We start from the raw sequence: 12,866 nt of genomic DNA on the forward strand, positions 1-12,866 counted from the left end.
AAGAAATGGATGTTGGTGTCGTATCAAGAAGTTTTCCACAGTTAAGTAATCAAGAAACTGCGGAGCTTTTATCAAAAAATGGTTTTAAATGGACAGAACTTTGCTTTTCCCAGACAGATTCGAATTATTGGGTGTACAACGGTCGGTCGGATATGAGCAAATTAACAGATGAAGAAAGTATTAGGATCGTTGAAACTTATCGAAATGAAGGGATTGAGGTAAAGGCAATAGGGGTATTCACCAATTTATTGGAAACAGACAAAAAAGAAGAAGAAGAAAATCTTGCATATTTTGAGCGACTTATCAAAATTGCAAGTTTAAATAAAGTTCCATATGTATCGACTGAATGTGGTTTTATCCCTGGAAAAAGGGGAGTAAATGCAGAAACGTACGAAGTAGATTTTCAAAGAATTGTTGGAAATGTGAAACGCTTATCTGAAAAAGCAGAGCAATATAATGTGTCAATTGCGATTGAGCCGTGCGTATTGGATATTATTCCAAGCGCTAAGAGAATGGTAGATTTTATTGATCAAGTTGGTTCCAACCGAGTAAAAGTATTGTTAGATCCTGCTAACTTAATCGCAAATAATAATGAGGAAGATATGTTCGCCTATTTATCTAACCACATTGCCTATTTTCATGGGAAGGATCGTAAAGTTAATGATACGTATGGCCGAGCAATTGGAGATGGTGATATCAACTGGCCGTTGTTTTTACATTTGTATCACAAGTATACAGAAGGTGTACCTTTTATTATGGAGTATGTAAATATCAATAACTTTTGTAGTATACGTGATCGTGTTATTCGCTTTGATGAGATGGCCTCGTTTCAATTTCATTAAAGGGACGTCAATTAAATTGACATCCCTTTAATAGTTTACAAACGAACGGCTGAATTTTTTCTATAAACAACCGGAAAATCATCCCCAGCTAGAATTTCACCAGGTTTGACAGTTACAAATGGTTCCATTGGATGTGATCCAGTTGGCTCATAACGCACATGTCCAGGCATGTAATGAACTGCAATGGCTCTGCGTTTTCTTTGTGATGTATTTGGACCGCTACCATGCCATGTTAGGCAATGATGATATCCAACTTGACCTTTTTTAATTTCGAATGGAACAGGATCAATATTTACACCTTCCGGCAATAATTCCGGGTTTGTATGGTATGGCTTAAAGTCAGCTGTATTTTTTAAATATTGTTGGTGGTCACCCCATTTATGACTACCGGGAACCATCCACATACAGCCATTTTCAATGGTTGCATCATCTAAGGCAACCCAAGCACTTACTAAGTCGGCAGGCTGAATAATCGGCCATGCGGGGTGATCTTGATGCCAATCGCCAGGTCCACCAACTACAGGAGGCTTATATTGGACTTGATCGTGCCAGATGCGTAGTAGATCTGTGTTGCAAAGTTGTGCAACATCTTCGCAAAGTTTTTCATTTGCAGCATGAGTCAAGTACGCATCACTAGCCATCCACATATTTACGATTTGGACCACGGTATCTTTTTTGGCCATTTTCATCGCAAATTCAGAGTTATCTTTCATATCACGATTTAACACTGGTTTTTTTACAGATTCGCCAGCCATTACTAAATCTAGTTGCTCACGTAGTAATTCTACTTCTTCATCATTTAGGATTATATCACCTTTGACAAAACCTTGTTCTTCAAATTCTTTTAATTGTTGTGCGCTTAGCAATTTTTTTCATCCTTTCGGTTTTGGAGTAAGTATTTCGTTATGTTGATCATATCAACTGAAAAACTTCATGTCGTTAGAATATTCAATAAAATTTTTGCACTTTTCACAGATGTTTTCTCGTTTTAAAAAGATTTAAATATACTCTGGGAATTGAGCTTTTTTTGGTGCTTAGTATTCGTTTTAAAAACTTTTCCAAAAAAAGACATGCCATAGAAGCGCTACAAATTTATTTACATTGTTGCATACCAAGATAGTGCAAGGTTGATTTAGTTTTAAAAGCAACTAACCCTTTAAAAAGATAAAGCCAGTTTAAAGAAAATAGGATTGTTAAGGTATAACAGTTCATCTTTTTGAAGAGATAGATGCCGACAGGTTTCTAAGTGATAATCGATTTTTTCTCGTCTGTTTGAACGTTCTACGATGTTCGTCTTTTATAAATGTTCTATTAACACTTCTTTCGAAGTAAATAAGGAAGGAATCTACTTGACTGGTGAATATTGTGGTGTTTTTGAGAAATCAAATGTTTCTGAATTAAATATTAATGAAATTTCATTGTATGAATAACGAACTTAAAAATTTCATGGAAATGTATGAAAAGAAAAGATTTGAGAATGAGTGTTGCCAAGAGCAAAAGAATATCTTAGTTGATTGGAGTGGAAGTCGGCGACTCCTGGTCGGCTAAGACGGCCACTTCCTGTGCCCAACGCCGACTCTACCTGTCCGTCGGGAGATTAGCGTGACAGGTAGAGCCACCGCACGGCGCGATGCGACTGAGGTGGCTCAGCGCACGCCCCTCGGAAAGCGTCCGCTTGGAACGGAAATTAGCGGTGAGTGGCTCTCACATTGTATGTAGATTATTATCTCATTCAATAGAGAGAGGGCAACTTTACTAATAAAAAATTAAATTTACTCGATGAATGCCGAGAGTCTATTTAATTTATAGGAGTCTATGATGAAAACATATAAGGAAGAAAATGTTGGTTTACTTTCAACTCTAAAGCCAACTGTAAATTTTGCCAATAAAATGGCTGCGAAAGGAGGACAAATTTGGGGACCGCGTACCATTTCTGATTGCCAATTAATTTTTGTCATCTCGGGAAAGGCGACATTAACACTCGGAGAAAGTACATTTTTATTAAATGCAGGGGAATGTGTATTTTACGGAGAAAATAGTCCTCACAAACTCGTTTCATCGGCAAGTGACCCATTTACTTTCATGAGTATCCATTTTGATTGGAATGGCAAATCCTCGGAACCCATTCACCCTCTTCATGGAATAATGGATTGCAAACTTACAGAGAATGTGACGCTTTACAAAATACGCATAGATGAGCAGCGAGAAATCATATTTCCACATCATTTCATCATGCCAAGTATTGATAGCTTGTTTTCCAATATCGTAAGGGAATATCGATATGAGGAACCAGGTTACACATTTATTCTTAGAGGATTGCTGACTCAATTAATTACATTAATTATTAGAAACGATATAAATGGGAATCTATCTTTAGGAGAAAGAAGGAAAATTGCTCCTGCTTTAGAAAGTATTCGAAAGCAGCCTGAAAAAAATTGGACAATACAAGAATTGGCTGAAATTTGCGGGTACCATCCAACTTACTATGCTTCGATTTTTAAAGAATCAACAGGTTATACACCTAAACAATTTTTAATAAATGAAAGAATCAGGAGAGCAAAACAATTTCTGCTTGAAGCAAAAACGGTTGAAGAAGTATCTATGAAACTTGGATATACAAGTATTCATTACTTTTGTAGAAACTTTAAATCCATAACCGGGTTAACGCCAACGGAATATAAATTACAAAGTTTAGTGCTTTAGTAATGTAGGTTTAAAATTATTTGGCCGTATTGACCATAAAAATTGGCAGGATGAACAATGATGATTTAATAGGGTATAGATAAAATTTAATTATGTTGGAAAACGCTTCCAAATTAAACGGAATGGGGGAGGTATATTTGATTGGAAAACAGACTTGGATTATTCCTGATGGATTTTTACAACCAAGGAGTACAGGTGATCAAATAAGTCATGAAGCCGTTTGTGTATTAAATTTGACTAATGATCCAGCCGAAATCCGTCTTACTTTATATTTTGAAGATCGTGAACCGATGGACCAATTTTTTTCCGAATGTAGTTCTAATCGGACCCATCATATTCGCTTGGATAAAATAAAGGATCGCGAAGGAAATGAAATTCCTCGGGGCGTCCCATATGCTATAAAAGTTGATAGCAATGTACCATTAATTGTTCAACATAGTAGATTAGATACTTCCCAAGAAGCACTTGCATTATTTACAACAATGGGTTATCCAGCAAATTAATATAAAATTTTAAATTGGAGGATGAACAAATGACATTGAAGGTAGGCATTGTAGGTGTTGGAAATATCGGAAGTATTCATGCATCGGTTTATAAGGAAAACCCCGATACTGAAATTGTTGCAGTTTGTGACATTATAAAAGAAAAAGCTGATGCAGCCGCGGCTAAGTTTGGGGGAACTGCATTTTACAGCGTTAATGACTTGCTTGCTAGCAACCTCCAATTGGACCTTGTCAGTGTTTGTACGAAGGGGGAAGAAAATGGAAGTGAACATTTTGCTCCTACAATGGAATTATTGAATGCGGGTATACCAGTCCTAGGCGAAAAACCAATTTCTAATAATATTGATGAAGGTCAACAGATGGTTGATTTGGCCAAAAGAAATCAAATTCCATATGCTGTCAATTTAAACCATCGCTTTACACCTGCTGCAGAAAGAGCAAAATCTTGGCTTGAGAGTGGAAGATTAGGAAAGATTCATATGGTCAATATGAGAATGTGGATCAACAATCCAGTAGAAAGTTCTCCTTGGTTCCACTTACGTGCATTACATCCACATTCCTTTGATGTCATTCGCTATTTTTGTGGGGATGTTAAACGGGTAGCTGCTTTTATGATGAAAGGTGAGGGGCGCAAAATTTGGTCCAATGCACAGATTATTTTGGAATTTGAAAATGGTGCGATTGGAAATCTTGTAGGAAGTTATGACGCAGGCGCTAGCTACGGTCTTGAATTATGCGAGGTTGTTGGATCTAAAGGACGTTTTGTATTAGAAGATGCTTGTGAACATTTAACTTTTTATCCAAGAACTAGTATTCAAACGGAAAAATATAGCCATCTTGGCGGAATGCGAGCCTTCCCGGAAACATTCAAGAGTCGCATTAATTCCTTCGTTGATCAACTTGTCGCTGGAGTTACATATGATCGTGTAGACGGGTCTGGCGAAGATGCACTTAAAGCCCAGCTGATCATTGAAGCGGCAATTAAATCTTGGGAAACTGGAACAATTGTAGATGTTGAGGAAGTAAGAGCGATTTCAGGAGGTATAAAATGATAAAACTTGGTGTGAACTCTGTTTTATTTAAAGATTTCGACTTTTCAACAGCTGCCAGACAAATTGCAGCATGCGGTTATGACGGAGTGGAAATATCAGCCATTAAAGGTATGTGTGAGCATCTTGAGCTAGACCGTTGGAAAGAACAAGCTGATGAATTATGCTCTATCACAGATAAATATGGTTTGGAGCTTTTATCCATGGAAGTAGCTTCATTGGACGAGGAAAGACTTACATTAGCGTTTGAAGCTGCGGCTGCTATCGGAATTCCAGTAGTCAATGTAGGTCCAGGAGGAAAATCCGGGGTAGAAGCAGACTTAGAACATTCCATTGAAACTCTATACAATTTGGCAAAGAAAGCTGAAAGCTACGGTGTTACACTTTGCGTAAAAGCACATGTGGGAAATGCAATTTACAATACAGAAACTACTTTAAGAGCAATGAATGAAATTTCTTCTACTGCATTTGGGATTGATATGGACCCTAGCCACATTTATCGAGGTAATGAAAATCCCGAAGTGGAATTGCCGAAAGTCCTAAGTCGAGTAAAGCATATCCATATACGCGATTGTAAAGGCCGCGCTGCCGGTCCTGGACCAATTCATGACCAAGCATGTGGCCGTGGAGATATAGATTTATTTTCCTATTGCAAAGCAATGGTGGATGGGAATTATTCCGGTCCGGTTGTTCTGGAAGTGATTGGTGCGAATAACCATTCTCTTGCCGATGTTTCCATTGTAGCGGCGGAAAGCTATGGATATTTAAATGCATGCTTAAAAGCACTTGGGGCAAGAGAAGCAAATATTGTGCAGAAAGGATAGATCTTATGAAAAAGAAAGCAAATATCATTCTTTTCGGGATTGACAGTCTAAGAAGAGATCGTATGAGCTCGTATGGGTACAATCGGTTAACAACTCCTCATATCGATAAGTTTGCTGAAGATGGGATCTTATTTGAGAACCATTTTAGCCCAAGTATTCCGACAACTCCTGGTTATGCTTCAATGTTAACGGGAATGGATTGCTTTGGTACAGACGTAGTAGCACTAAGACATAAAGGTCCTTTAGGGGATCATGTGAAAACCTTGCCAGAGGTATTGGCGGAAAATGGTTATAATACAACTTGTATAGGTTTTACTGGGAACCCATCATCTAGAGGATTTCAAAAATATATTGACTATGAAGGTTGGGGAGCCGACGAAACGGGCCGTAGTCCAAAAGCGGAAAATCTAAATAAAGAAGCGATTCCTGAACTAAAAAGACTTGCTAATGAAGATGAGCCATTTTTCTTATTTTTAAGACATATGGACCCTCATTCACCTTATCTGCCCCCAGAACCATATGAGCGCATCTTTTATGATGGAAATGAATGCGATCCAGACAATCAATCATTAAATAAATTAAAAGAATTTAAACCGTTTGCTGATTATATAACTTCGTGGCTACCAGAAGGGTGTACAGATTCTAAATATGTCGATGCACAATACGATGGAGCCATTGCGTATATGGATGCATGCATTCAAAACATTTTTACGACAATAGAAACCTTAGGTATTGAAGAAGAAACGCTTGTCATTGTTACCTCTGATCATGGAGAAACATTGAATGAGCATGAATGCTATTATGATCATCATGGCCTCTATGAAAATACTTTAATCGTTCCATTAATTATGAAGTTTCCTGGAAAACTTCCGGCCGGAAAACGGATTACAGATTTTTCGTTCATAAAAGATATTACACCTACTGTTTTGGAACTTCTTGGCATAGAAACGAATATTTCATTTGACGGTCGCAACCTTTTGGATGTAGTTTACAACCGCAATGAAACTGTTCAACCAATTTCGGAGTTTTATATAACAGAATGCACTTGGATGAGAAAGCATGGTTGGCGAACTCCTGAATGGAAATTAATATGTTCACTTGAACCTGACTTTCACTTTAAACCGGAAATTGAGCTTTATAATATCTTCAACGATCCAAAGGAATTAACAAATTTGGCTGATCAAGAGTCTGAAATTGTTAATATGCTAATGGGAAGAATGAACAAATATATTGCCATAAGGGAAAGTGAAACCGGCAGGAAAAATCCTATGTATACAAATTTAAGCTGGCATGGACTTGACCGTGGTCCATTTGAAACATCCGAGGAAGCATATGAAGCAATGTATATTGGGTCCATCAGTTCCGCCCAAAAGCTTCAAGAAAAAGATAAAGAAAAAGTGAAATAATAATAGAATGCTTCGAAAGAATTACTTTCGAAGCATTCAAATTAAGATAGAAAAACGTTAACATATTTATACCTTCACAATTTCGGTGAGACAACGAGCTTTAATGGGAAGTATGGTAATCAATTAAATAACTTTTTCCAAAAAAGACATACCAAAGAAGCGTCACTAATTTATATATTTTTTTAAAAGATGGTTTGTAAACCTTGTTGCATACCAAGATAGTACGAGGTTGATCTCCGCTTCAGTTGCTCGCTTTCAAGGTACGAGCGCGGTGAGCCTCCTCGGAAAGCGTCCACCTGGAACGAAAATAAACGGTGGCAAGTGCACGCATGTATATAGATTATTATCTCGTTTAATATGGAATGGGTAATTCTACTAATAAAAAATGAAATATCCCCCTATTAAATGTAGGAGAAGAAATAATAAAATGGCACAAGAAAACCTTGGGCTATCTCACTCAGTAAATGCCGGGAGTCTATATATTTGAAAGGAGAGGAATCCTTGATTAAGGTCGCTGTAGTCGGAGTAAATAATATAGGGAAGCTTCATTGTCGTTTTTATTATGAAAATCCCCATACTGAATTAGTAGCTATTTGTGATTTAAATAGGGAACTAGCAGATAAAGTCGCGAGTCAATATGGAGTTATAGCTTATTCAGATTTAAAAACAATGCTAAACACTGAAGAAATTGATGTTATAAGCGTTGCCACTGGTGGTGTTGAAAATGGTTCACATCACTATAAACCAGCGATGCTTGCTATGGAATATGGAAAGGATGTTTTAGTCGAAAAACCAATATCTAATAATATAACTGAAGCAAGAGAAATGGTTGATTATGCGCAGAAACTAAAGATTCGACTAGCATGTAATCTTAACCATCGATTCGTTTCAACGGCATATAAAGCTAAGGAATGGATTGAAAAAGGAGATCTAGGAACGCTGCTCTTTATGAACATGAAACTAACGATAGGAAATCCAAATGAATCTAGTCCTTGGATTCATATGCGTGCATTACACCCGCACTCGATAGATGTCATGCGTTATTTTTGTGGAGACATACGGAGAGTTCAAGCTTTTATGACAAAGGCTCCTGGAAGAACCGTTTGGTCTACTGCATCAATTAATATGGAATTTGAATCGGGAGCTGTTGGCCATTTAACGGGCAGCTATGATATGGATAACCAGCATCCGATTGAATTTTGTGAGGTGGCAGGGACGAAGGGAAGATTCACTATCAATGATGTGTATAATGAATTAACTCTTTTTCCACACAAAAGTACTGAACTTAAAGTGTATCGAAATTCGGTGCTTTCTGGGTTAAATGGTTTTAATGATACATTTAAAAATCGACTTGAGACATTTATACAAGAGATAAAAGATGGAGTATCCCCTAACTTCATTTCAGGGTCTGGAGCCGATGCATTGGCAGCTCAAGAGGTAATTGAAGCAATCATTCGCTCGCAAATAGAGAATGGGAAAGTCATCGAGTTAAAAGATATAAGGAAAAAAGGGAAACAATTACTTTAAATTAATTGAATGTTAGTAATATTCACTTGACTAAACGATATTTGATGTAATCATAATGTGATTTACCTTTCATAATGTGCAAAGTATTCATATTTCTATTAGATTCATTCTAGGAGGAGTTATGATGTGTGCGACAAGATACCAGAGTAGTGAATACATGAAAACGAAAGATTTTCCTTTCTGGATTCACCGTTTTCGACATGACTCAACAAACGTCCCTCCAGCTCACTCACATGAGTTCATTGAATTAGTGTACGTAATCCAAGGTAATGCAAATCACGTTTTCGAAGGACAATCATATACCATTAAGACAAATGATGTTTTTATTATTAACCCGGGTGAAGTCCATACTTTTGAAGTCGAGAAAAATAAGACTCTCGAAATCATTAATTGTTTATTTTTGCCAAGCTTGATTAAAGACTCCTGGCTAAAAGAATTAGGCGTTTCCCAATCAATGGATTATTTTTATATCCAGCCATTCTTGGATCGGAATGAACGATTCCATCATCTTCTAAATTTAGATGGAAACTATTCTTCTAGATTTCTATCCTTATTGGAAGGGATGTTGCAAGAGTACAATAAAGAAAATTCGTGTTACTCTACTTTGATTCGTCTGCAAATGGTAGAATTATTAATTTTGCTTTCTCGTATATACAATGAAAGAAATTCTACAGTGGAGAAACATGTTACCGCAGAGAATAGCAACAGTATATTGGTTCAACGTATTTGTGGATATTTATCAAGAAATTATGATCAAAAAATATCCATTCAAGATCTTTGTCATATTTTTAATATCAGTCCAAGACATTTAAATAGACTCTTTAAACAAGAGACGAAAAAAACAGTAATTGAAATGTTACATAGCATTAGAATTGAGAAAGCAAAGCAATTTTTAATTGAAACAGACGATAAGGTAATAGATGTGGCAATAAGAGTAGGCTATGACGATTCAGCTTTTTTCAGTAAACTTTTCCGTAAATCTGTAGGTTGTTCACCTGGAAAATATAAAGGAAATTCTAATGTAAGCTAATGAAGCTGAAGGGAGATTATAAATGAGTGTCCATGCACTTCAATACGATACGAACATCAAGCCACATGGTGGAATTTTAATAAATCGGGAAGTTAGTGAAAATGAGCGAGAAAGGTTTTTAAAGAGAGCGGATCAACTATCATCCTTAATCATTTCGGAATGGTCGATATCAGATTTAGAATTAATTGCTATAGGTGGTTTTAGCCCTTTGACAGGGTTCATGAAAAAAACAGACTATCTTTCTGTCATAAATAAAATGAGTCTTGAGAATGGTCTTGTTTGGAGCATCCCGATTACACTTCCTGTAGAAATTGAAAAGGCATCTTTATTTTCAATAGGGGAAGAAATTGCTCTAAAAGGTGCAGATGATATCATATATGGAATTTTAAAGCTTGAGGAAAAATTTATGTACGACAAAAAAGAGGAAGCTCGTTTAGTATACGGAACGACCAATGAAGCTCATCCAGGTGTAAAAAAATTATATGAACAAGGTGAGGTATACTTTGCAGGACCCATCACCTTGCTTAATAGACCGGACCACGGAGAGTTTATAAATTATTATATGGATCCTGCCCAAACAAGATATATGTTTGCAAGTATTGGTTGGAAAACGATTGTTGGTTTTCAAACTCGAAACCCAGTACATCGCGCACATGAATATATACAAAAAATCGCCATGGAAAATGTCGATGGTTTATTATTAAACCCTTTGGTCGGTCAAACGAAGGCTGATGATATTCCTGCCTCCATTCGTATGAAAAGTTATGAAGTTTTATTAGATCATTATTATCCTAAAGATCGTGTTCGGTTAGTCATATATCCTGCTGCCATGCGTTATGCTGGTCCAAGAGAGGCCATTTTACATGCTTTGGTGCGGAAAAATTATGGGTGTACACATTTTATTGTTGGGCGAGACCATGCTGGAGTAGGCGACTATTATGGAACGTATGAGGCACAAGAATTAATTAGTATTTATGAAAAAGAAATCGGGATGAATATACTAAAATTTGAACATTCCTTTTATTGTAAGCAGTGCGGGAATATGGCAACGGCTAAAACATGTCCTCATAGTAAAGAACATCATCTCCATTTAAGTGGGACAAAAGTAAGAACAATGCTGAAAAATGGAATAAAGCCCCCAAAAGAATTTTCGCGGCCAGAAGTGGCTGAAATTTTAATTAAGGGACTTAATAAAGCTGACCAATATGACATCTGAAATAGCTTTCGTGTTACTCATTCTTATCTTAATGTTGATTGGTCTAGTTTTAGAAATAACTAGACCAGACATCATTCTTTTTTTTACTTTATCGATTTTTTTATTATCAGGTGTACTTACTACTGAAGAAGCATTAAAAGGTTTTTCAAACGAAGGAATGCTCACAATTGCCTTTTTATTTGTCATTGCAGCCGCTATTCAAAAAAGTGGGATTGCAGACAGATTAGTTACGAAATTATTAGGTAACAGTAAATCTATCCGATGGACTTTTTTTAAAATTCTTACTCCAGTTACCGCGTTTTCAAGTGTATTAAACAATACTCCTATCGTCGTTACACTTACACCCATCTTGCGAAAATGGTGTTCAGAGCATCATGTGTCACCATCAAAGTTTTTAATACCATTGTCATATGCAACCATATTAGGTGGAATGTTAACTTTGATTGGAACCTCTACGAATCTTGTCGTTCATGGCATGTTGTTGGAATCCGGTTTGAAAGGATTCTCTTTTTTTCAAATAGGTTTTATTGCATTTCCCGCTGTTTTATTTGGGTTGCTATACATCATATTAATTGGACATAAGTTCCTCCCAAACCATAAAGTCCTTCTAGAAAAAGTTAATGAACATAGCAAGGAATATATTTCACAAATGAAAGTTGAAAGAGATTTTCCTTTTTTAAATCAAACTGTTGAGGATGCGGGTCTAAGAAGGTTAAAAGGTTTATATTTAATTGAAATTATTCGTAATGATGAGCGAGTGTCCCCTGTTAAATCAACGACGATGATAAGGCAAGGAGATAAGCTTATATTTACAGGTCTGATTTCCACTATTGCTGAATTACAAAGAATTAAAGGGCTGAAACTTGAAACAGGCTCCGATTTTTCATTAGATTCGTTGAAAAATGGCAATACACAACTCGTTGAAGCAGTTGTTTCACATCATTCGTCTCTCTTATATAAAAAAATTCAAGATTCATATTTTCGTAGTAAGTTTGATGCGGGAGTCATCGCTGTACATAGACATAGAGAAAGGATTAAAAGCAAAATAGGGGATATTACGTTAAAGCCTGGAGATGCTCTTTTACTTTTGTGCGGACCAGACTTTGATATGAAGATGAGACAATCAAATGATTTCTATGTTACAACCTCTTTATCAACTCCTTCTATTTTAGAGGATCAAAAGAAGGGCTGGTTTTCAGTCATTGCTCTTTTATCCATGATTGTTCTTGTCACATTAAACATGATTACAATGTTAAAAGCAGTCATTATTCTCGTATGCATATTGCTTATTTTGAAAGTGGTCAAACCTGATGAAGCAATGAAATCTTTACATTTCCCTGTATTGCTTTTAATAGCATGTGCATTTGGAGTCGGAACGGCTTTATTAGTAAGTGGTACCGCTTCATATTTAGCCGGAGGGTTGATTCATATAGCACAGCCGTACGGAATTTTGGCTGTAATTGGAGTTCTTTACTTAGCAACGAATATTCTTACGGAAATTATTACGAATAGCGCGGCTGCGGTCATTATGTTTCCTATTTCGATTGAAGTGGCACAACAAATGAGTGTAGAGCCCATACCTTTTGTTCTTGCTATTACGATTGCAGCTTCAGCGAGTTTTTCTACTCCGATTGGGTACCAAACGAATCTAATTGTATATGGTCCAGGAGGCTATAAGTTCATTGACTACTTTAAAATTGGATTTCCTTTAAATATCATTGTAATGCTCTCTACGATTTTTATGATCTATACTTTTTGGATCTAGA

11 protein-coding genes are annotated in these 12,866 nt (G+C 36.5%); 10 read left to right on the forward strand and 1 reads right to left on the reverse strand.

The features are described 5' to 3' along the window. Positions 1-5: 5 nt before the first annotated feature. Positions 6-842, forward strand: coding sequence for a sugar phosphate isomerase/epimerase family protein (locus KHA96_RS04370; protein ID WP_213128049.1), 837 nt, complete (start codon positions 6-8; stop codon positions 840-842). A 35-nt stretch (positions 843-877) separates the two neighbouring features. Here KHA96_RS04370 and KHA96_RS04375 read toward each other — a convergent pair whose 3' ends face one another. After that, positions 878-1,708: a phytanoyl-CoA dioxygenase family protein gene (locus KHA96_RS04375; RefSeq protein WP_213128050.1), complete on the reverse strand. Its 831-nt coding sequence runs from the start codon at positions 1,706-1,708 to the stop codon at positions 878-880. Positions 1,709-2,660: 952 nt separating this feature from the next. Here KHA96_RS04375 and KHA96_RS04380 point away from each other — a divergent pair. The 9 genes from KHA96_RS04380 to KHA96_RS04420 all read left to right on the forward strand — a co-directional run bounded on the left by KHA96_RS04380 (position 2,661) and on the right by KHA96_RS04420 (position 12,865). Then, a complete protein-coding gene (locus KHA96_RS04380; RefSeq protein WP_213128051.1) occupies positions 2,661-3,545 on the forward strand; it encodes a helix-turn-helix transcriptional regulator in 885 nt (294 codons plus the stop codon). 137 nt (positions 3,546-3,682) lie between these two features. Beyond that, on the forward strand, positions 3,683-4,048 hold the full coding sequence (locus KHA96_RS04385) for a sensory rhodopsin transducer (RefSeq protein ID WP_213128052.1): 366 nt from the start codon (positions 3,683-3,685) through the stop codon (positions 4,046-4,048). Positions 4,049-4,077: 29 nt separating this feature from the next. Further along, complete coding sequence (locus KHA96_RS04390; protein ID WP_213128053.1) at positions 4,078-5,100, forward strand: Gfo/Idh/MocA family protein; 1,023 nt, start codon at positions 4,078-4,080, stop codon at positions 5,098-5,100. Then, positions 5,097-5,921, forward strand: coding sequence for a sugar phosphate isomerase/epimerase family protein (locus KHA96_RS04395; protein ID WP_213128054.1), 825 nt, complete (start codon positions 5,097-5,099; stop codon positions 5,919-5,921). The genes KHA96_RS04390 and KHA96_RS04395 overlap by 4 nt, the downstream gene beginning before the upstream one ends. Positions 5,922-5,926: 5 nt before the next feature. After that, on the forward strand, positions 5,927-7,327 hold the full coding sequence (locus KHA96_RS04400; RefSeq protein WP_213128055.1) for a sulfatase family protein: 1,401 nt from the start codon (positions 5,927-5,929) through the stop codon (positions 7,325-7,327). Positions 7,328-7,828: 501 nt separating this feature from the next. Then, positions 7,829-8,854, forward strand: a complete 1,026-nt coding sequence (locus KHA96_RS04405) for a Gfo/Idh/MocA family protein (RefSeq protein WP_213128056.1) — start codon at positions 7,829-7,831, stop codon at positions 8,852-8,854. Positions 8,855-8,978: 124 nt separating this feature from the next. Further along, on the forward strand, positions 8,979-9,884 hold the full coding sequence (locus KHA96_RS04410) for an AraC family transcriptional regulator (protein WP_213128057.1): 906 nt from the start codon (positions 8,979-8,981) through the stop codon (positions 9,882-9,884). Positions 9,885-9,906: 22 nt separating this feature from the next. Further along, positions 9,907-11,100 (forward strand): sulfate adenylyltransferase, encoded by a 1,194-nt coding sequence (gene sat, locus KHA96_RS04415; RefSeq protein ID WP_213128058.1) that lies wholly within the window; start codon positions 9,907-9,909, stop codon positions 11,098-11,100. Positions 11,101-11,131: 31 nt separating this feature from the next. Next, positions 11,132-12,865, forward strand: coding sequence for an SLC13 family permease (locus KHA96_RS04420; RefSeq protein ID WP_349305674.1), 1,734 nt, complete (start codon positions 11,132-11,134; stop codon positions 12,863-12,865). Position 12,866 lies beyond the last annotated feature (1 nt).

This window comes from Bacillus sp. FJAT-49711 (genome assembly GCF_018343715.1).
GTDB lineage: Bacteria > Bacillota > Bacilli > Bacillales > Bacillaceae_C > Lederbergia.

Bases quoted from the DNA above. Each gene is read 5' to 3' on its own strand.
- KHA96_RS04370 (WP_213128049.1), top strand. From the start codon at position 6: ATGGATGTTGGTGTCGTATCAAGAAGTTTTCCACAGTTAAGTAATCAA.
- KHA96_RS04380 (WP_213128051.1), top strand. From the start codon at position 2,661: ATGAAAACATATAAGGAAGAAAATGTTGGTTTACTTTCAACTCTAAAG.
- KHA96_RS04390 (WP_213128053.1), top strand. From the start codon at position 4,078: ATGACATTGAAGGTAGGCATTGTAGGTGTTGGAAATATCGGAAGTATT.
- KHA96_RS04395 (WP_213128054.1), top strand. From the start codon at position 5,097: ATGATAAAACTTGGTGTGAACTCTGTTTTATTTAAAGATTTCGACTTT.
- KHA96_RS04400 (WP_213128055.1), top strand. From the start codon at position 5,927: ATGAAAAAGAAAGCAAATATCATTCTTTTCGGGATTGACAGTCTAAGA.
- KHA96_RS04410 (WP_213128057.1), top strand. From the start codon at position 8,979: ATGTGTGCGACAAGATACCAGAGTAGTGAATACATGAAAACGAAAGAT.
- sat (WP_213128058.1), top strand. From the start codon at position 9,907: ATGAGTGTCCATGCACTTCAATACGATACGAACATCAAGCCACATGGT.
- KHA96_RS04420 (WP_349305674.1), top strand. From the start codon at position 11,132: ATGTTGATTGGTCTAGTTTTAGAAATAACTAGACCAGACATCATTCTT.